Raw genomic sequence first — 19,769 nt, forward strand, 5'->3', positions numbered from 1 at the left:
CGAGAGAGGCGCATATATTGTATCCGGGTGATGAACATGCCGTACAAGCGCGGACACAGAGGAAGACGCCTTCGCAGGCGCATACGGTCCGGTCAGCAAGCCGCGGCCGGGCGCAGGCAAGGTTGGCTGGAAGGCTGGAGACTGGGCGCCTGCCGTCGGATCGCGGACGAGACGCCGCCCCCCGCCGCGCCTCGCAGGCCTTGGCGCGTTATGTACGTGCCCCAAGGCTTCGACGCGATCGATCAAGGCGTCGTCGCCGCGCTTGGCGCGACGACGAACCTCATCGTCGCGCCGCAGGCGGAGATGCTGTCGTACGCGGAGATCTACCGGCCCGACGCGGTGCTGGTAATGAACGGCCTTCATACGTTTCCCGCCAATCAACGGGAGCAGGTCGAAGGAATCCGGCGTCTTGGCATCAAGACGGCGATCTGGTTCGTGGACGATCCGTACGTATCGGCCGATTCGGCCGAGATCGCACCCAGCTACGACTATGTGTTCACGCACGAGCGAAGCTGCGTGGCGCGGTACGCGGAGCTCGGATGCGCGCAGGCGTATCATTTGCCGCTCGCGGCCGATCAGGAGCTGTTCAAGCCGATGGCCGTCGAAGAGGCATACAGGACGGATATTTGTTTTATCGGCGTTGCCTTTCACAATCGCGTCGAGCTGTTCGACAGCATCGCAGATTTTCTGAAAGACAAGAAGGTGCTCATCGCGGGCAGCCATTGGGACCGGATGCGCCATTACGGCCAGCTGTCGAAGTTCGTCCGCAGCGGCTGGATCGAGGTGCCGGAGACGGTCAAGTACTACAACGGCGCCAAGATCGTCATCAACATGCATCGGACGACGGAGCCGCTGAGCGACAACAAAAACACGCGTCACTGGGAAGGGCACTCCATTAATCCCCGAACGTTCGAGATCGCGTCCTGCGGCACGCTGCAGCTGACGGACCTGCGTCCCGAGCTTCCCGAGTACTATCGGGTGGGGCAGGAGATGGCGTCCTTTTCCAATCCGCAAGAACTGAAGGAAATCATCGATTATTACTTGCGCAATGAAGAGGAGCGGCTGAAGGTAGCGGCCCGGGGCTATCGGCGGACGCGCGCCGAGCACACGTTCGTCGGCCGGGTGACGCGGCTGCTCGATACGATCGGGCTTGCTGATCCCGCGAAGCCGCCCGCAGGGGAGGGATGGACGGTTGGCTAAGATCGTCGGAGTACGCAGAAAAAAAGCGATCGCGGCGTCGAGAAAGAGACGCAGCCGCGCTACGGCCGGCGTCGACGCATTCGGCTTGGGCTGGCAGCACGGGTATTGGTACGGCCAATGCGAGTCGATCGTCCAGCGTACGATCGTGCCTTCCTATATCCGGGAGCTACACGTGCTCTTCATTACCTCGGGCAAAGGCTTCCCGTACAGTCCGCTGGACGAAGCGGTCGGACAGACGCTCATGCAGCTCGTGTCCCGGCTGTCCGTGCTGTCGCCGAAGGACGATATCGTCGGCTACGCTTCCCGCGAGATGCCGGCGCTGGCCATCGTGCTGGACGGACTGGATTTTCCCGTTTCCACGATCGACACGCTCCGCTCCCTGGGCATTCGCACCGCGATCTGGTTCACGGACGATCCTTACTACACCGAGGTGACGGCGGATCTGGCGCCGCACTACGACTTCGTGTTCACGCTGGAGCGCAATTGCGTGCCGTTCTACGAGCAGCGAGGCTGCGCCCGCGTTCACTACCTGCCGCTCGGCGTCCACACGTCCGACTTCAGGCCGCGCAATCCGCGGCACGAGATCCGCGGCGACATCTGCTTCATCGGCAGCGCCTACTGGAATCGGATCCGGCTGTTCGAGGAGCTGCTCCCGCGCATGGCGAGACGCAGCTTCAAGCTGTCCGGGCTATGGTGGGATCGGCTGTCGGACTACCCGCGCTGGCGGGATCGGATCGACCTCGGCAAATGGATGGGCCCGCTCGAGACCGCCGAGCAATACAATGCGCACAAGATCGTCATCAACGTCCACCGGGCGCACGACGACAGCACGTTTAACCGCAATCTCTACAATATCCCGGCGGTCTCGCCGAACCCGCGAACCTTCGAGATCGCCGCCTGCGGCACGCTGCTCATGAGCGACAACCGCGAAGACCTGGCCCAGTTTTATACGCCGGGCGTCGAGATCGTCACCTACGACTCGGCGCAGGACATGGCCGACAAGATGGATTATTACCTCGCGCACGAAGAAGAGCGTCGGCAGATCGCCCTTCGCGGACTGTACCGGACGCTGCGGGACCACACGTACGTGTCCCGTCTGTCGCAGCTGCTGGACTTGGCCACGATCCCGCTGGCGTAACATTTTTCCAAAGGAGATGAGGGGCTGTGGGCGGAAAGCCGAAGCTGCTTCTATTCTCCCATCTAAGCGGCGTCGACGTGATGACCGGAGCGGAAAAGCTCTTCCTGCTCTTCATCCGGGAGCTCGCGTCGCACTTCGAATGCAGGCTGGTCGTGCCGCAGGAGGGGGTGCTGGCCGCGCAGGCGCGCGCCGCCGGGATCGGGACGCTTGCCATGGAGCTGCCGCTTAGCCTGGCGCTGTTCAGCGCGCTGCCCCAGGTCGACGCCGAGGTCGGCGCGCTGCCGTCGCACCCGGCATGGGAGCCGCTCGTTTTCCTGCTGCTCCGCGAGTGTCCGGATTACGTCTGGACCAACACGACCGTGCACCCGATGCCGGCGATGGCCGCGACTTCCCTCGGCATTCCGACGATCTGGTCGGTGATGGAGACGATGCGGGCCACGCCGAACCGGCCGCAGGCGGCGGCGATCGTCAGCCTCTACAGCCAGCTGATCGTCGGCATCTCCGACAGCGTGCTGGAGCCGTACGTCGAGTCGGGCGCATCAGGCAAAACGGCCGTGCTGCGTCCCTACGTCGAGCCGGCGGCGCACGCCCCGGAGCGTTGGCCGGAGATCCGCGCGCGGCAGCGCGGCAGGCTCGGCTTCCGCGAAGAAGACTTCGTGGCCGGGTTTGTCGCCGCGACGATCTACCCGAACAAGGGGCTGCTCGAATTCGTGCATGCGATGATCCCGCTGATGAAGCAGCATCCGGGCGTACGCGCGATGATCGTCGGCAAATCGGTCGACGAACCGTACGTCCATCTGTGCAGGGATTTGATCTGGCGTCAGGACCTCAGCAGCCGCTTCGCCTGGATGGAGTTTCGCGAGCGGATCGAGGAGATTTACGCTCCAATGGACGCAGTGGTCGTTCCGAGCCTGGTGCCGGAGGGCTTCGGCATGACCGCGCTCGAGGGGATGATGTTCGGCAAGCCGGTCGTCGCCTTCGCGGCGGGCGGGCTGCGCGAGATTCTCGAGCAAGCGGAGGCCGGTGCCTGGCTTGTGCCGACAGGGCATGCGCAAGGGCTGACGGAGCGGCTGCACATGCTGATGCACAATCCGGCGCTGCGGCAGTCGCTTGGCGCGCACAACGCCAGCGTCGCTGCGGAGCGCTTCGGCGTCCGGCAATTCCGCGAGGCGCTGGGCGCCTGGCTGGTCCGACTGCCGCCGCCGGCGTCGCAGCAGCCGGAAGCTCCGCCGCCCGAGATTCCGCAGCACGGCCTCGTGCGCGGCGCGGGCAGCGGCACGGTCTACTTGATTCAGCACGGGCGCAAGCGTCCCTTCGCCTCTCCGAAGGCGCTGCGGGATCACGGCTTCCGCTTCGAGGACGTACGCAACGTCCCGGATCTGGTCCTTGACTTTATCCCGGACGGCGAGCCGCTGCTCGAAGCGCATGCGGGAAGGCGCCGGCCGCGGCGGGGGCGAGGCCGGGGACGCCGCAGGCTGAAAAAGCGCGGCCGTTCGCGGGTTCGCGGGACGCGCGTCCGCGCGTCCAGGCGAGGGGGGCGCAGCCGCAGGCGTGTCGCCGCGCGAAGCGCCGGACGCAAGAGAAGAAGATCCGCATCAGCGAGGAAAAGGAAAGGAAGATGATGGCATGCGAGTCGTCACGATCCTGGGCACGCGGCCGGAGGTTATCCGGCTCAGCCTGCTCACGCGCCTTCTGGACGATCTCTCAGGTCGTCACGTCATCGTGCATACCGGGCAAAATTTCTCGCCGCGGCTGAACGATATTTTCTACGAGGAAATGGAGCTCCGTCAGCCGGACGTTCAAATTACCGCACGCAAAGAAACGGTGGGCGCGCAGCTCTCCGCCACGTTCGCCGCGGTCGAAGAGGTGCTGCTGCGCGAGCGGCCGGACCGCGTGCTGCTGCTCGGCGATACGAACAGCGCGCTGTGCGCGGTGCTCGCAGAACGGCTCGGCTATCCGGTCGTGCATATGGAAGCGGGCAACCGCTGCTTCGACCTGGCCGTGCCGGAGGAGAAAAACCGCCGCATCATCGACGCTGTATCGACCGCCAACCTACCTTACACGGAGAACAGCAAGCAAAATCTGCTGCGCGAGGGCTTCCCCGTCGCGCGAATCTTCAAGACGGGCAATCCGATCTTCGAGGTGCTCGAGCACTACAAAGCGAAAATCGACGCAAGCGACGTGCTGGAACGGCTGAAGCTGCAGCCCGGCGGCTACCTGCTGGCTACGATCCACCGCGCGGAAAACGTCGACGATCCCTCGAGGCTGCGGGAGATCGTGACCGGTCTCGGCATGGTGGCGGAGCAGCAGGGGATGCGGCTTATCTGCAGCCTGCATCCGCGGACGCGCTCGCGCCTGACGACCGACATGGCGGAGCTGATCCACCCGCTGCTCGAGTTTCACGAACCGTTCGGCTTTTTCGATTTTGTCCAGCTCGAGCGCAGCACGCGCTGCGCGCTGACCGACAGCGGCACGGTGCAGGAGGAATGCTGCATCTTCCAGGTGCCGGCCGTCACGGTGCGGCGGACGACGGAGCGGCCGGAGACGGTCGATTGCGGGAGCAATATCGTGTCGGGCGTCGAGGCGCGCGCGATCGCGAGGTCCGCGGACGCGATGATCCGTCTCGGCACGGGCTGGCAGCTGCCGGAGGGCTATGGAGACCGTCAAGTATCTGCAAAGGTGGCCAAATACGTGCTTGGAGGGATTATGGATGTATGAAGGCAAACGCATCCTCGTAACCGGGGGAACCGGCTCATGGGGGCATGAGCTGGTTCGTCAGCTTTTGACGCTCGGACCGAAGGAAATCATCGTCTATTCGCGGAGCGAATCGAGCCAGGTGGCGATGAGCCGCGAATTCGAGGACGCGAGGCTGACCTTTTTCATCGGAGACGTGCGGGACCGCGAGGCGCTCTCCAAAGCTTGCCAGGGCGTGGATATTCTGTTCCACCTGGCGGCGCTGAAGCACGTGCCCGTATGCGAGATCCAGCCATACGAAGCGCTTAAGACGAACGTGCTCGGGACGCAAAACGTCATCGAGGCGGCAATCGAAAATAAAGTGGACCGCGTCATCAACATTTCGACCGACAAGGCGGCGAATCCGTCCAACTTTTACGGCATGACCAAGGCGATCGGCGAAAAACTCATCGTGTACGCGAACCTGCTGAAGTCCGACACGAAGTTCGTCTGCGTCCGCGGCGGCAACGTGCTGGGAACGAACGGCAGCGTCATTCACCTGTTCATGGACCATATCAAAAACCGCGGCCAGGTCAACCTGACGCACCGGGACATGACGCGCTTCTTCCTCACGCTGCAGGACGCGATCACGCTGTTGTTCAAGGCGGTGGAAGTCAGCGTCGGGGGCGAGATTTTCGTGATGAAAATGCCGACCTGCCGGATCATCGACCTCGCCGAAGTGCTGATGGACGCGATGGGCAAGTCTGCGGAAGTCGTGGAGACGGGCGTGCGTCCCGGCGAAAAGCTCGACGAAATTCTGCTCACCGAGTACGAAAGCCAGAGCACCATCGAGTACGACGATCAATACTTGGTCATCTTGCCGACGCTGGAGCTCGAAGGCCTGCAAGCCCATTACGATGCCTACCCGCGCGCGGAGCTCCACAGCTACAGCTCGGGGACGGGACTCATGAATCATGAAGAAATCCGCAGCATGCTGGTGCGTGGGGGGTTCCTTCAATGAAGGTGCTAGTGCTTGGCGGTAGCGGAATGGCGGGGCATGTCATCGCGGCTCATCTGCTGAAGCGCAGCGGGTACGAGGTGACGGTCACGGTGCGGACGGAGGGGGATATCCCGGTCGTGCGGAATGCCTGCGGCCTTGCGGCAAGCGCGGCGCCGACCGGGCCCGAGGACGAAGGCGTCGGAACGGCGCTGGCCGTCCGCGTACTGGACGTCCGGCGCTTCGAGCAGGTCGCGGATCTGGTCGCGGAGACGCGGCCGGATCTCATCGTCAATGCGGTCGGCGTGCTGAACCGGCAGGCCGAGGACCATCCGCTGGACGCCTACCTCGTGAACGGCCTCCTGCCGCATTGGCTGCGCCATCTGTGCAAACGCGGAGGCGGCAGGCTGATTCATATCAGCTCGGACTGCGTGTTTCTCGGAGACCGGGGCGGCTATACGGAAGAAGAGCGGCCGGACGGCGAGACGGTATACGCGCGCAGCAAGGCGCTCGGCGAGATTACGGACCCCGCATGCCTGACGATTCGCACTTCGATTATCGGGCCTGAGCTTCGCAGTCACGGAATCGGTCTGCTCAAGTGGTTTCTCGGCAGCTCGGGCAGCGTGTCGGGTTATGTCAACGTCCAATGGAACGGCGTGACGACGCTCGAGCTCGCCAAGGCGGTGGAGTGGGCGATGGAGCACCCGGACGTCGGCGGTCTCGTGCATCTGACGGCGCCGGAGGCGGTCAACAAGCATGATCTGCTCGGCCTGTTCGCCGAGACGTTCGGACGGACGGACGTGAAAATCGTGCCGGAAGCGGAGCCCTCGATCGACCGCACGCTGGCGCCGACGAAAAGCGGCTTCGACTACCGGCCTCCGGGGTACGCGCAGATGCTGGCGGAGCTGCGGCAGTGGATGGAGGGCGAGGCGGATTGATGCGGGTGCTGGTCACTGGCGCCGCGGGCTTCAGCGGCCGGCACGCGTGCGAACGGCTGGCGCGGGAGGGCATGGAGGTGACGGCCGTCGTGTCTCCGCGGTCTTCGGCGGCCGGCACGCGCCCGCCCGTATCGGGCGCGGCGGCCGAGCTCGCCTGCGATCTGACGGACCGCGCGTCCGTCCGGTCGCTGCTCGAGCAGGTACGGCCCGATGCCGTGCTCCATCTGGCCGGTCGCAACGCGGTGGACGAATCGTGGCGGTCGCCGGACGTCGTGCTGTCAGCCAACCTGCTGTCCACGGTCTACGTGCTGGAGGGCGTCCGCGCGCTTTCGGACTGCCGGACGCTTGTCGTCGGCTCGATGCTGAGCCCGCGGCCGGACGAAGATCTGACGCGCACGCTGCATCCGTACGGCTTCAGCAAGGCGCTGCAGGTCACGGCTGCATTGGCCTGGCACCACTGGTACGGCCAGCAGGTGATCGTCGCCGAGCCGTGCAACCTCATCGGGCCCGGCGGCAGCGCCGGCATCTGCGGCAAGATCGCGCGCTGGGCCGCGGCCTGCGAACGGGACGCGGGCGAGGGGCGCGAGACGGAGGCGTTCCGGTTGTCCTCGCTGGAGGAGCGCCGCGACTTCCTCGACGTGCGCGATGCCGCCGCGGCATACGCCGTGCTGCTGCAGGCCGGAACGCCCGGCATCCGCTACGCGCTGGAGTCGGGCACGCTGCGCAGCCTGGGCGAAGTGAAGGCGGCATTCGATCAGGCGAGCCGCGTGCCGCTGCGCTGGGAGATCGGATCGGCAGGCGGCCCTTCGCCGCTGGCGCGGCGCGCGGACGCCATCCGCGGGCTCGGCTGGCAGCCGTCCGTGCCGTTCGAGCGTTCGATCGCGGATACGCTGCAATCGGAGCGGGAACGACTGGCCGGACCGACTTGAGCGGCTTGAACGGCTTGAACGACTTGAACGACTTGAACGACTTGAACGACTTGAACGACTTGACGGCTTAAACGACTTGAACGGTTTGAATGCTTGAACGATCATTGACCGGACGCATCAGTCTCACCGGGGAGGGGGAACCGCGCATGAGCGGCACAGGTGCGGGCAAGAGCGGCAGCCCGGGCGGCGGTCAGGACGCCGCGCGGCCGAAGGTGACTGCCGTCATCCCCTTTTATAACGATCCGTATATCGGGGAAGCCGTCGAGAGCGTGCTGGCGCAGCGCTTCGAAGGGCTCGAGGTGATCGTCGTGGACGACGGCTCCACGCGCGAAGCGTGGCGGCTCGACCGGTATGCGGGCCGCGTCCACGTCCTCGGCAAAGCCAACGGCGGCACGGCGAGCGCGCTTAACCACGGCTTCCGCATGGCGCGGGGCGAGTACGTCGCCTGGCTCAGCTCGGACGACCGCTGGCTGCCGGGCAAGCTGGCGCGCCAGGTCGAGCATATGGAGCGGACCGGGTCGGCGCTCAGCCACACGGCCTTCCGCACGATCGACGCCGCCGGCGTGCCGAGTCCAAAGCCGGTGCGGCTCGCCTTTGAGAGCCGGTACGACTTCTACCGGTCGCTGCTGCGCTCGAACGCGATTAACGGCTGCACGGTCATGCTGCGCAAAGCGCTGTTCGAACAGTTGGGCGGATTCGACGAAAACGCGGTTTTTACGCACGATTACGATTTATGGGTCCGTGCGGTACTGGCCGGATATCCGCCGACCTACCTGAACGAGCCGTTGACGGAATATCGCAAGCACGCCGGGATGGGAACGGTTCTCCACAAAGGCGAAGCGGAGGCGGAATTCATGGCGACGGCGGCCAAGTACAGGGGAAGCCTGAGCCGGCTGCTCATCGCGCTGCGGCCGCCGGTAGGCAGGTAGAGATAAGGAAGGCTCGCGCAAATTTGAAACCGTTCAGCCGGGAAAGTACGGCTGGACGGCTTTTGCGTGCGGCGGGTGCGGCTCATTTTTAAGCGCAACATCAAAAAGACGCCCGGCTTTTGTCGCCGCGGCGTCTCTTTATCGCGCAATCATCCGCCCACGCGGGCGATCAGCCCGTTCAGGCTGTGAACGTACCAGTTGTGAACCATGGCGAACTCTGCATTGACCTGGTCCAGATGGCGGGAGGTGCCCGAGTTGGCATGCCACCGGTAGGCGGTGAGCGGCGAGTTGACGAAGTGAAAGTCGAAGCCCGTCAAAATCACCCGCATCCAATAGTCGTAATCCTGGGTGTAGCGCAGCGCCTCGTTAAACCACCCGATGCGGTCGACGACGCTGCGATGCATCATGACGGTGCAGCCGTTGATCGGACAAAAGGTGTGAAGTCCGCGCAAAAAAGCCCCGGCGCTCGCGAACTTCACGGCCAGCTGCGGCTTGAGCAGCTCGCCGCCGGCGCCGATCAGGTCGAAGTCCGTGCTGCTGATCAGCGCACCACGGGTCATCATATGGCCAAGCTGACCCGCTACCTTGTGCGGATAAAAGATATCGTCGGAGCTGAGCCATGCGATATATTCGCCATTGGACATGCGGATGCCGTGGTTCAGAGCGCTCGCCGTGCCGCCGTTCGCCTTGCCCAGGTAGTGAATCCGGGACCGGTACGGATCGAGCAGGTGCTGGTTCGCGGTCGATCCGTCGTCCACGACGATAATCTCGATATGCGGATAGGTCTGCGCCAGCGCGCTGGCGACCGCCTGATTGACGTAGCCGTCGTTATAAAAAGGGATGATAATGCTAACCAAGGGGCTCGACATCGCATGCCCTCCTTTCCCCGCCTCTTCTACATAACAGTCTATGTCCAAGAGGGAAAGGAAGGCACGACGCTTGACCGGGGGCAAGCGTCACGGATGGCCGATTGTTGGCGACAGGCTGCGGTTAAATCAGAATGCCCAGCGAAGCAGCAGGCCCGCCTGCGTCAGACCGCTGCCGAATCCATACAGCGCGACCGTCTGCCCCGCAGCGAGGCGGCCGTCTTTTACGGCGAGATCCAACGCCAGCGGGATCGACGCCGCCGACGTGTTGCCGTACTCTGCGGCGCTCGTCAGCGCGCGCTCGTAAGGCATATTGAGCCGTTCGCAGATCGCCTCGATCATGCGCAGGTTCGCGCTGTGAGGCACGACCCAGTCCAGCGCCTCAGCGGATAGTCCGCTGTCCTGCAGCAGGCTGCGCACGCCGTCCGGCACGGTGGAGAGCGCCCACTTGTATACCTCGCGGCCATTTTGAACGATGCGCCCGTCGCCGGCGAGCGGCTGGCCGTTCCAATCGCTCGACAGGCCCGAAGCGTACACGTGGATGCCGCCGCTGCCGTCCGTCATGGCGTGCGACGCCAGGAACTGCCCTTCCTCCGCGCGCTCGACGAGCACGGCGCCGGCGCCGTCGCCGAACAGGATGCAGGTGGACCGATCCGTGTAATCCGTGATCTTGCTCAGCGTCTCGGCGCCGATGACGAGGATCTTGCGATACATGCCGGTCAGGATCAAGCCGTTCGCCGTCTGAAGCGCGGAGACGAAGCCCGCGCACGCGGCGTTCAGGTCGAACGCCAGCGCGGCCTTGAAGCCGAACGCCTCCTGCACGCGCGATGCGACCGACGGGAACGGATTGTCGGGCGTCGTGGTGGCGACGAGGACGCCGTCGATGTCGTCGGTCGAGGTCGGGTATCTGCTTAGCAGATCGCGCACGGCGGCAATCGCGAGATGGCTCGTGAACTCGTCTTCGGCAGCGATGCGACGCTCGCTGATTCCCGTGCGGCGGACGATCCACTCGTCGTTCGTATCGACCATGTCGGACAGCTCTTCGTTGTTCAGAACGCGCTGCGGCACATGGCTGCCGATCGCGGTAATGGCGGAACGGGATTGGAGCGGCATGGCAGATTCCTCCTTAGGTTGGCGCCAGGTATTAGTACCAGGTTTTAATTTTATTTTACGCCTTTGAAAAGAAAGAGTCAATTGTGTGAAATTCCGTTATTAATTAGAATTGTTCCACATTAACCTAGAGTACTTATTCCTCAATAAAATAGAATGCACAGTTATACGACTAAATGAATAGAAAGTGGGTCAGACTCCATACAAGCTGGAGAGATCCTGCGAATAAGCGAGCATTCGTGAAAAAACTACATTTTAAAATACACTGCAAAATAAATGTGGTTTGAATCACACAAGGTATAAGCGGTTACTGTGCTTCATTTTGATTACTGAAGCAAGCGAAATTGTTAAAAACTGTTTGACAATTTAAATAGTATTTTGATGAATTTGGGACATCATACGTTCATCAAACAATGAGGAGGTAAGAGCATTGGCTTGTAGCATTGCAAAACCTGGTGATTGCTTGCCTAAAATTGGTGGCTCTCTTGGAGAATGGGCAGAAGATGCGAAAAACAGCTTAAGAAAATTAGAAATCAAGGACTTGAATGATTTTTTTAACAAAATTGGATCAGATATAACTCATTTTCCGAAAGATGTGCAAAAGGCAATTGATGATACCAATGCAGAGCTCAAGCGCTTCAATATTAATATAAATGATTTTTTAGATAACACGATGGATGCACTAAAGGATGCAACGAAATCATTTGCGACTCCTGAAACAATGGCTAAGAAAGCGGCAATTGGATTAGCCAATGCATTCAAATCAAATAACAACACGGCCACCATTGCAGCTTGTTCTGTTGCAATTGGCGGAGGATTGGTAGCGATTGGAACCTCTATTCAGGTTGCCTCTGCAGGGGTTCCAAATCCTTATGCTGATTATCTTATTGCCTACGGGCCAGCCGTGTCTACTTGGGCTTGCACTGAAGCATACAAACAATAATAAAGGAGCGAATTAATAATGGGCGGTTTGGGTAGTATTGGCAATATCGGACATATTAGAATTGGTGGAACACTTGGAGATTTGGGAAACCAAATGAAGAGAATGGCGGAAGATCCAAAAAAATATATGGAGGACCTCGGGGAAAAATTCAAGGCTCTCCCAGTAGAATTTGATCAAGCCAGAATTGCCGTAATGACAGGACTTGCGCCTAATGCACTTGTTAAATTGTACGAAAAAATGACTGAATCATCAAATAAAATCAGTATTGGTATGCAATATGAAGAGCAACTTCGAATTTTTATTCACGATACAACCATTGAATATAGGACAGTAAGCGGCGGGACAAATCCTGAATCATGTCCGACATTGGTTAGTTCCTTTGTCATGACGAAATTGGCTGGAGGATTGCCTCCTGACGATCCGTTTTTAGCTTATGTAAAGGACAATGCGAAGCGTATTGCTCAAGATGAATGTTCTAAAAATTACGTGCAATAAAAATGAAGAAAGCCGCACAGATCGCTTGTGCGGTTTTCAAAATAAAAGGAGTTAAATTAACATGTCAATTAATAATCCTGTAAGTCGCTGGGTAAGAGATCATAGCACTTTTCCTTATCCTCCTCAACATCCTCATTTTAAAAAACACCCTGATTTTAATGAGGACCCAGTAGCACATATGGAAAGTGTCGGAAAAGTATTCTCATCACTTCCTCCTGAATTTGCTAAGGCAAAGGATGATTTGCTACGACGCTTTTCTGCTGAAACGATTAAGGCAGTCCTTCGAAGGTTAGATGAGAGTTCGATAACTGGGAACCACCTAGAAGACGATATACGAAAATTGATATTAACAATACTACCAGAGTATCGAAAAGATCCAGCTTATAACTCCACATCATGTCCCATTGAAGTCAGTAATTGGATTCTCTTCTATATAGGGAAAATGAATACCATAGTGGTCGAAGACAAAGTAGTGGTTGAGAATCCAATTCTGTCATCGGTTCGTCAGCTTGCTGTTAAGCTTGCGCAAGAGGAGTGTGCGAAGTCATCTTAATTCAAGGTAGCAAGTATGAGGATTGATTGGTTCTTACATCCTGGACACGCTGTGGCAACTTTCGCGTGATCTGTATATGGGTGGGGCAACACTCGCAACAGGTGCAATTAAGACCGCTCGCACGAATGTAGTCGGAACGGGTATGTTGGTCACCATTAGCCCAATATTTCTTCGAGAAATTGGCTGGAACAGCCTTTAATTTTGATAGCATAATGGTTGATATGGTAGCTGAAAAGTTGAGAGTTTTACGGAACCAGTACTAAACATATCGCGTTGAACGTCACTCCTTGGAGTGGCGTTTTTGTGTTAAAATGTGGATTTTTATCCTTGTGAATGAGGTGTGTCTTTGAAAAACTTAATCGGAACAATTATATTCTTACTACCAGGACTGTTGCTTTATTTTTGGGTTCAGTACTTTGGTGTAAATCCAGTGGTGAAGCATACACCGGCTGAATTTTCCGCAATTACAGGACTGCTGTGGTTTCCCGTATCAACTTTAAGTATATATGTATTGAACTGGATATAGATGGAATCAATATCAGCATTTTTCCGATATAATTGAGAGAAACTTTACCGAAAGAAATATGGACTCTAAGACAGCTGCAAGCGGCCGCACAATATGTCCTATTATACGCTGCAAGGAACCAAAGGCTGTTACGAAGCGCCGCGCGGACTTGGCGATACGCACAAAATTTGGATAGAAGGGGAGCCACTGGGGCGGAGATTATTTAATCGTCGAAGATTTCGTCAATGCCGTAAGAGGGGCTAGCAAACCAGCTATTGACGTCTACGATGCCTGCGAGTGGACGGCGGTCGCCCTTCTGTCGTAGCTGTCGGCGATGAACGGCGGCAGAGCCATGGACATGCCGGACTTTCGCAACGCATCTACGGTCGCGGAGCAGGGCATCAAATTTTAGAAAATGAGCGACGGTTTGCGCAGCTTTGAATGAGATGGCGGGACATTTACTTTGCATTGTCAAAATCGTGCAACTGAAGAAGACGAATCGACGGCACGACAAGAAAAAATAAGCCTTCGAAATCGGTGAAAAAGTCCAAGACCTGCAAAGACGCCCATTCGTAAATGCAGTACGATACAACTAAGCAAAAGCAATCATGTATAGAAAACGGAGGGAATACGATGGGCGGTATTGGTGTATCCGGTATCATATTGCTTGTGTTGATCGCGTTGCTGTTATTCGGACCGAACAAGCTCCCTGAACTTGGCAAAGCATTCGGTCGTACGTTGCGCGAATTCAAGAAGGGCGCTAACGATTTATTAATCGATACGAAACCTGCAAGCAGTGTCGACATTTACCCGGAACAGCCTGAGCTGCTGAAAGCGGAACGGCGACTGCCGGAATAAGGCGATTGTGTAACGAACAAATTCCATGGGGCCGGCTTCTCGATGCGAAACGACTTTTCGCTATAGGGGCGGCCTCATTGTCGCGGGGGCGAAAAGTAATATATGGCCGATAACCAAAGCGCACAACGCAGTGACGAATGGATGCCGCTCACGGATCATCTGGGCGAATTGCGCAAACGGATTATTTTTTGCTTAACCGTATTCGTTATCGGCCTTATCGGGGGCCTGTTCGGTTCTCAGCCTGTATTCGATTATTTGGTGGAAGCGGCTCCGGTGAAGAACTTGAATCTGCACGCGTTTTCACCTTGGGATGCCATCGGGCTTTATATGAAATTTGCTTTTTTAATCTCATTCGTCGCGGCGATTCCATTCGCAATGTTCCAGCTGTGGTTATTTGCGAAACCGGCGTTAGGAGAAAAAGAGCAGAAGGCAACGCTCGTATACGTGCCTTGGGCGCTTGTCATGTTTCTCGTCGGCTTGGCATTCTCTTATTTTGTCGTTTTTCCGATGGCATTCTTGTTCACAGAGAAGGTTACTATAAATTTGGGGCTTGAGGAGACATACGGGGTGTCGCAATATTTTTCGTTCTTGATCAACATATTGCTGCCGATCTCTCTGCTGTTCGAACTTCCGCTCGTCATTTTGTTCCTGAGCCGTATCGGTATTCTAAGCCCTGCACTGCTTGTGAGAATAAGGAAAATTGCTTGGCTTATTTTGATCGCGATCGGCGTAATGGTTACGCCACCGGACGTTGTATCGGATTTACTTGTCGCACTACCGCTCGTGCTATTATATGAAGTCAGCGTAATCTTGTCCAAGCTTGCCTTTGGAAGAAGACAACGGACATTGGAGCGCCAAGAGGCGTTGCAAGAAGCGTAATCCGTTTTTTGTCGAATGACCATGATCCTATAACGCCGTAATGGAGAAGGTTTTGAACTTCAATGCAATGTTGAAGTTCAAGGCTTTTTTTTTAATATCAATTAGCCGTTCAGTCGATGGAGCCCGGGCGGAAGTCAGTTTTGTGCAAACGACATGTCGCAAACGCCGTCCGGATGCCTGAAGAAAGCCCTGCCATACGCGGCATAAACAACAAACTCTGCAAAGACGTGGCCGTGTTTTCACAGTAGGATAAGACTAATCGAAAGGCTATTCATCGAAATGGAAGCAGGGAGGAACAGCAATGAAAGCGTTGCAAATCGTCGGTGCCGGGCAATTCCGAATCGTGGATGAAGAAATGCCCGATCTTCAGGATCATCAGGTGCTGGTAGAAATCCAAATGGTGTCGACTTGCCCGCGCTGGGACATGAACATGATGGCCGGGCGAGATATGTTCAATTATGACGAAGCTCCGGAATATCCGCTGCCGATCGGTTTTCCGGGGCATGAGATGGCGGGCGTCGTCAAAGCCGTGGGGCCTGGCGTATACCGCTTCGCCGTTGGAGATCGCGTCGCGGCCCTGGAGCATATCGTCCCCAAAGGAGCCTATGCACAGTTCGCCGCTTACCGCGAAGAAGAGCTGATCAAGCTTCCCGATAGCATAACGCTTAAGCAAGCGGTGTCGTTCGAGCTGTTGAAGTGCGTGGTCATCGGGTTAATGCAGCTCGGCGATCTCAGAGGAAAGTCGCTGCTGGTGTCGGGTCTCGGACCTGCCGGCATTCTGGCGGTACAGGTGGCTCGCCTGTGGGGAGCTTCCCGGGTCGTCGGTATCGATCTAAGCGAGAGCAGGATTCAATACGTTCGAAATCTGGGCATTGGTACGGTCATGCACGCGAACGAATTGCAGGATCTGCGATTTGAGCTCGGGTACGACTGCGTAGGCGCAGCCTCTTCGATTCAAAATGTACTCTCTCATGTGAACGAGCATGTCGTCATCTTCGGGGTGCTGCGCGGAGACATTACTTATCATGAAAACTTGTGGGCGCGGGGTACCAAGCTGGAATCGTATAAATACAGGCCCGTAGGTCCGCGGGATCATCAACTTCTAATCGATCTTGTCGTGAACAAGGGGCTAAACACCGAATGCCTCCAAACCCATCACGCGTCATTCGCGGATTATGGCCAAGCCGTTGAGCTGTTGAACCGGCAGGAAGCGATAAAAGTGTTCTTCTGTCCGCAGACCGATTTTCTATCGGCTGGCGATCATCCAGGACAATCCGCCGCGGCTGCCGCCAAGGAAGATCCAGCATGAAGGGCAAGGGCGTAGTCTTTACCGGCAGATTAAAGGTCTCTTATCAGGATGTGGACATTCCCGAACCGCTAGCCGATGAAGTCGTTATCGATGTCGAGCATTCCTGGATCAGTATCGGCACGGAATCGTCCTTTCTCCGGTGCGACCGAATCGCGGGTGAGACTCCCTACAGGGAAGGCGACCCTGAGCCTTTTCCCCAGATTAACGGCTATCAAAAGGTCGGCGTCATCGTCGCTGCAGGCGCTCAGGTGCAGGAATTCAAACCGGGCGATCGGGTATTCGCGACCATGGGCCGCGTGAACGGCATGGCATTTCCGAGCGGCGGCCATGTCTCTCCGGCGGTTACCCACGTCAGCCAGGTATGGAAGCTTCCCCAAAACGTCAATGCGGAAGCGTACTCCGGGATGGTATTGGCTCAAGTCGGATATAACTGCGGATCGAGACCGGACATTGGTGCCGGAGATTGCGCAGTCGTAATCGGGGACGGACTTGTCGGGCAATGGGCAGCCCATACGCTGCTTCATAGAGGCGCGCGGGTGACGGTGCTTGGCAGGCACGATGAACGGTTGAACCTGCTGCCGGATCAGGTTGCCAAGGTCAATACTCGCAGAACGCGAGCCGCCGACGCGCTTCATGAGGACAGCGGAGCAATTGCCGTCGTTGTAGATACGGTTGGCTCACTGGATTCGGTTAAGGAGCTTCAACCGCTGATGAAGCATAACAGTCACCTTGTATCTGCAGGCTTCCTGGGCAATGAAGGGATGATTGATATCCAATCGCTGCGTGCCCAAGAGATTACGCTGCATAGTCCTTCCGGCTGGGACCGGGAACGAATGGATGCCACGCTGCAGGGCATTACGGAAGGCTGGCTTCCGACAGAGCCGCTTATTACGCACCGGTACCCGGTGGAACGTGCCGAAGAAGCCTGGGCGCTTATTCTCGATCAGAGACAATTCTGTCTTGGCGTAGTGCTGAATTGGAAGTCGTAACTACGCCGCCGCACAGGAAAAGGGCTGGAACCATCCGAGTTGCGAGGAGGAAGCATAGGTTGAGCAAGAAGGCGAATCATGCGCATTTTCGTTCAGCCAGACCCATTTGGCCGAAGGATAGAGAGCTGGACAGAAATCTGACCGCCGGGTTCAGGGGCGTGGCAGCCAAACGCAAGAACGACAGATTAACGCTCCACATTGCCGCATCGACCCTGTATCGCTGCTATTTGAACGGCCAGTTCGTGGGGCACGGTCCCGCCCGCGGTCCACATGGACATTACCGGGTCGATGTCTGGGACCTGAGCGAACATGCGAACGAGGGCGACAACATCGTGGCGATAGAAGTCGCGGGCTACAATATCAACAGCTATTATGTACTCGATCAGCCTTCTTTTGTGCAAGCGGAAGTTCGGGCCGGCACGGAAGTCCTTCTCGCTACGACGGCCGAGAGCGGATTTGAGGCGGCTCTGTTAAAGGAACGCATACAGAAGGTGCAGCGATTCAGCTTTCAGCGAACTTTTGTCGAGGCATACGCGCTCCAATCGGGTTTTGACCGCTGGCGCTCGGACATGAGCGCGCCATTCGATAGCGTCATCTGCGCGGAGACAAACGAAAAGCTGCTTATTTCAAGGGATGTACCCTTGGCTGCGTTCACCGTGCGCCATCCGATTGCGCTATACGCAAGAGGTGAGGTTGCCCGCCGCAAATCGCAAGGCGTATATTGGCGCGACCGATCTCTCACAGATATAGGACCTCTCCTCGGAGGTTATGAAATGGAACAACTGGCCTTCATTCTATCGGATGAGTTGACCGACCTGCCGGCTCATAGCCTTCGTGTCATTCGGCAGCCGCTTTCGCAAGGCAGCTCGCTGAAGCTCAATCCCAACGAGTTCGGGATTGTGGATATGGGGATTAACAGGACCGGGTTCATCGGCGGTACTGTTCGATGCCGCACTCGTACATTGCTGTACATTACGTTCGACGAGGTGCTGCGAGAGGACGACGTTGATTTTTTGCGGTTCGGTTGCGTTAATGCCTTGCGATATGAGCTTGAGCCGGGAATCTACAGGCTGGAATCGTTCGAGCCGTATACGCTGCGTTATATGAAGTGGATCGCAGCCGAAGGGGCGTGCGAGGTATCCGAGGTTTACATGAGGGAGTACGCCAACGCTGCTGCCGGGAAAGCGCAGTTTGAATCCGACGACGAACGGCTCAATAAAATCTTCGAAGCAGGAAGGGAAACTTTCCGCCAGAACGTTGTCGATCTGTTCATGGATTGCCCTTCAAGGGAACGTGCCGGATGGCTCTGCGACAGCTACTTCATGGGACGGGCGGCGTTCAGCCTGACAGGTCAGACGAAGGTGGAGCGAGCCTTCTTCGAGAATTACCTCTTGCCCGATCGCTTTCCGCATTTACCTGAAGGCATGCTCCCGATGTGCTACCCCGCGGACCATTATGATGGCAATTTTATTCCGAATTGGTCGCTATGGTTCGTGATCCAGCTGGAGGAATATCTGGAACGGAGCGGAGACCGGCAGTTGATCGAAGCGATGCGGGCGAGAGTCCTTGAATTATTCGATTACTTCGAACGTTTCAAGAACGAAGACAAACTGCTGGAGCGCCTTGAAGGCTGGGTATTCCTGGAGTGGTCCAAGGCGAACGAATTCGTGCAGGACGTCAATTATCCTAGCAATATGCTTTATGCCGCTTCGCTTGCCGCCGCTGGACGACTCTATCATTTGCCGCATCTCCTGCAAGAGGCCGAGCGGGTAAATCAGGCTATTCGTGAGCAGTCCTTCAACGGAAGCTTTTTCATAGACCATGCAGTAAGAGAGGATGGCCGGTTAGTCCAAACTCAAAATAAGAGCGAGATTTGTCAGTATTATGCGTTCTATTTCGGCACAGCCGATCCCGAGAGAGATCCCGAGCTGTGGCATACGCTGCTCACCCGGTTTGGGCCATCCAGGAAGCGGACGAATGCCTATCCGGATGTTCATGAAGCGAATGCTTTTATCGGGAATTACTTACGCCTCGAATTGCTGGCTCGCTACGGATACGTACAGCAGTCGCTGGATGAATCTGCGGATTACCTGCTGTATATGGCGGAACGAACCGGGACGCTCTGGGAGAATGACGGGGATTACGCCAGCTGCAATCACGGTTTCGCTTCGCATGTCGTACACAGCCTGATACGCGATGTGCTAGGCGTCTATCAAATTGACCCGATCGCCAGAAGCATTACGCTGAGATTGAGCGATCTGGAGAATTCATGCTGTAAGGGGGTGCTGCCGTTAGAGGGCGGAGCGATCCGCGTAGCGTGGACCAAGGCAAGCGGGCGCGTGGAATATCGGATTGACGCTCCTCCGGGCTACAAGGTGAAAGTCGAGAATCGGACCGGTTTATCGCTGCATAGCAGGATGGATGAGACAAGCTGAATCTATACATCCAAGGAGGAATG

Annotated in this window: 18 protein-coding genes and 1 pseudogene; 17 read left to right on the top strand and 2 right to left on the bottom strand. The window is 57.5% G+C overall.

The features are described 5' to 3' along the window. Positions 1–36 precede the first annotated feature (36 nt). The 8 genes from KB449_RS05465 to KB449_RS05500 all read left to right on the top strand — a co-directional run bounded on the left by KB449_RS05465 (position 37) and on the right by KB449_RS05500 (position 8,804). Entirely contained in the window at positions 37–1,200 is a 1,164-nt protein-coding gene (locus tag KB449_RS05465) for a CgeB family protein (protein ID WP_282907403.1), read from the top strand. After that, positions 1,193–2,338 carry a CgeB family protein gene (locus KB449_RS05470; protein WP_282907404.1) on the top strand — a complete coding sequence of 382 codons (1,146 nt, stop codon included), beginning with the start codon at positions 1,193–1,195 and terminating at the stop codon, positions 2,336–2,338. The genes KB449_RS05465 and KB449_RS05470 overlap by 8 nt, the downstream gene beginning before the upstream one ends. Before the next feature lie 26 nt (positions 2,339–2,364). Then, a complete protein-coding gene (locus KB449_RS05475; RefSeq protein WP_282907405.1) occupies positions 2,365–3,960 on the top strand; it encodes a glycosyltransferase family 4 protein in 1,596 nt (531 codons plus the stop codon). A gap of 4 nt (positions 3,961–3,964) precedes the next feature. Further along, on the top strand, positions 3,965–5,056 hold the full coding sequence (gene wecB / locus KB449_RS05480; protein ID WP_282907406.1) for a non-hydrolyzing UDP-N-acetylglucosamine 2-epimerase: 1,092 nt from the start codon (positions 3,965–3,967) through the stop codon (positions 5,054–5,056). Next, complete coding sequence (locus tag KB449_RS05485) at positions 5,049–6,032, top strand: SDR family NAD(P)-dependent oxidoreductase (protein WP_282907407.1); 984 nt, start codon at positions 5,049–5,051, stop codon at positions 6,030–6,032. The genes wecB and KB449_RS05485 overlap by 8 nt, the downstream gene beginning before the upstream one ends. Then, positions 6,029–6,946 carry a dTDP-4-dehydrorhamnose reductase family protein gene (locus tag KB449_RS05490; protein WP_282907408.1) on the top strand — a complete coding sequence of 306 codons (918 nt, stop codon included), beginning with the start codon at positions 6,029–6,031 and terminating at the stop codon, positions 6,944–6,946. Before KB449_RS05485 ends, KB449_RS05490 begins: the two co-directional genes overlap by 4 nt. Next, entirely contained in the window at positions 6,922–7,875 is a 954-nt protein-coding gene (locus KB449_RS05495) for an NAD-dependent epimerase/dehydratase family protein (RefSeq protein ID WP_282907409.1), read from the top strand. Before KB449_RS05490 ends, KB449_RS05495 begins: the two co-directional genes overlap by 25 nt. A gap of 146 nt (positions 7,876–8,021) precedes the next feature. Continuing rightward, positions 8,022–8,804, top strand: coding sequence for a glycosyltransferase family 2 protein (locus tag KB449_RS05500; protein ID WP_282907410.1), 783 nt, complete (start codon positions 8,022–8,024; stop codon positions 8,802–8,804). A 149-nt stretch (positions 8,805–8,953) separates the two neighbouring features. Here the strand turns inward: KB449_RS05500 and KB449_RS05505 are convergent, their stop codons facing one another. Then, entirely contained in the window at positions 8,954–9,673 is a 720-nt protein-coding gene (locus tag KB449_RS05505) for a glycosyltransferase (protein ID WP_282907411.1), read from the bottom strand. 126 nt (positions 9,674–9,799) lie between these two features. Continuing rightward, the gene (locus KB449_RS05510) at positions 9,800–10,783 is read right to left on the bottom strand and encodes a ketoacyl-ACP synthase III (protein ID WP_282907412.1); all 984 of its coding nucleotides are present in this window, start codon (positions 10,781–10,783) and stop codon (positions 9,800–9,802) included. Between the two features lie 427 nt (positions 10,784–11,210). On the opposite strand from KB449_RS05510, the gene KB449_RS05515 reads away from it, so the two are divergent. From KB449_RS05515 to KB449_RS05550, 9 genes and pseudogenes are all read left to right on the top strand, one after another. After that, the gene (locus KB449_RS05515; RefSeq protein ID WP_282907413.1) at positions 11,211–11,723 is read left to right on the top strand and encodes a hypothetical protein; all 513 of its coding nucleotides are present in this window, start codon (positions 11,211–11,213) and stop codon (positions 11,721–11,723) included. A gap of 18 nt (positions 11,724–11,741) precedes the next feature. Continuing rightward, on the top strand, positions 11,742–12,218 hold the full coding sequence (locus KB449_RS05520) for a hypothetical protein (RefSeq protein ID WP_282907414.1): 477 nt from the start codon (positions 11,742–11,744) through the stop codon (positions 12,216–12,218). A gap of 61 nt (positions 12,219–12,279) precedes the next feature. Further along, positions 12,280–12,771, top strand: coding sequence for a hypothetical protein (locus tag KB449_RS05525; RefSeq protein ID WP_282907415.1), 492 nt, complete (start codon positions 12,280–12,282; stop codon positions 12,769–12,771). A gap of 716 nt (positions 12,772–13,487) precedes the next feature. Beyond that, positions 13,488–13,601: pseudogene (locus tag KB449_RS36750) on the top strand (hypothetical protein); the annotation flags it as partial. A 308-nt stretch (positions 13,602–13,909) separates the two neighbouring features. Then, positions 13,910–14,134 carry a twin-arginine translocase TatA/TatE family subunit gene (tatA, locus tag KB449_RS05530; protein WP_282907416.1) on the top strand — a complete coding sequence of 75 codons (225 nt, stop codon included), beginning with the start codon at positions 13,910–13,912 and terminating at the stop codon, positions 14,132–14,134. A gap of 102 nt (positions 14,135–14,236) precedes the next feature. Then, positions 14,237–15,013 carry a twin-arginine translocase subunit TatC gene (gene tatC, locus KB449_RS05535; protein ID WP_282907417.1) on the top strand — a complete coding sequence of 259 codons (777 nt, stop codon included), beginning with the start codon at positions 14,237–14,239 and terminating at the stop codon, positions 15,011–15,013. A gap of 301 nt (positions 15,014–15,314) precedes the next feature. Beyond that, on the top strand, positions 15,315–16,322 hold the full coding sequence (locus KB449_RS05540) for a zinc-dependent alcohol dehydrogenase (protein WP_282907418.1): 1,008 nt from the start codon (positions 15,315–15,317) through the stop codon (positions 16,320–16,322). Further along, the gene (locus KB449_RS05545; protein WP_282907419.1) at positions 16,319–17,311 is read left to right on the top strand and encodes an alcohol dehydrogenase catalytic domain-containing protein; all 993 of its coding nucleotides are present in this window, start codon (positions 16,319–16,321) and stop codon (positions 17,309–17,311) included. Before KB449_RS05540 ends, KB449_RS05545 begins: the two co-directional genes overlap by 4 nt. A gap of 59 nt (positions 17,312–17,370) precedes the next feature. Next, a complete protein-coding gene (locus KB449_RS05550) occupies positions 17,371–19,746 on the top strand; it encodes an alpha-L-rhamnosidase-related protein (RefSeq protein ID WP_282907420.1) in 2,376 nt (791 codons plus the stop codon). Positions 19,747–19,769: the final 23 nt, after the last annotated feature.

Source organism: Cohnella hashimotonis (genome assembly GCF_030014955.1).
Taxonomy (GTDB): Bacteria; Bacillota; Bacilli; order Paenibacillales; family Paenibacillaceae; genus Cohnella; species Cohnella hashimotonis.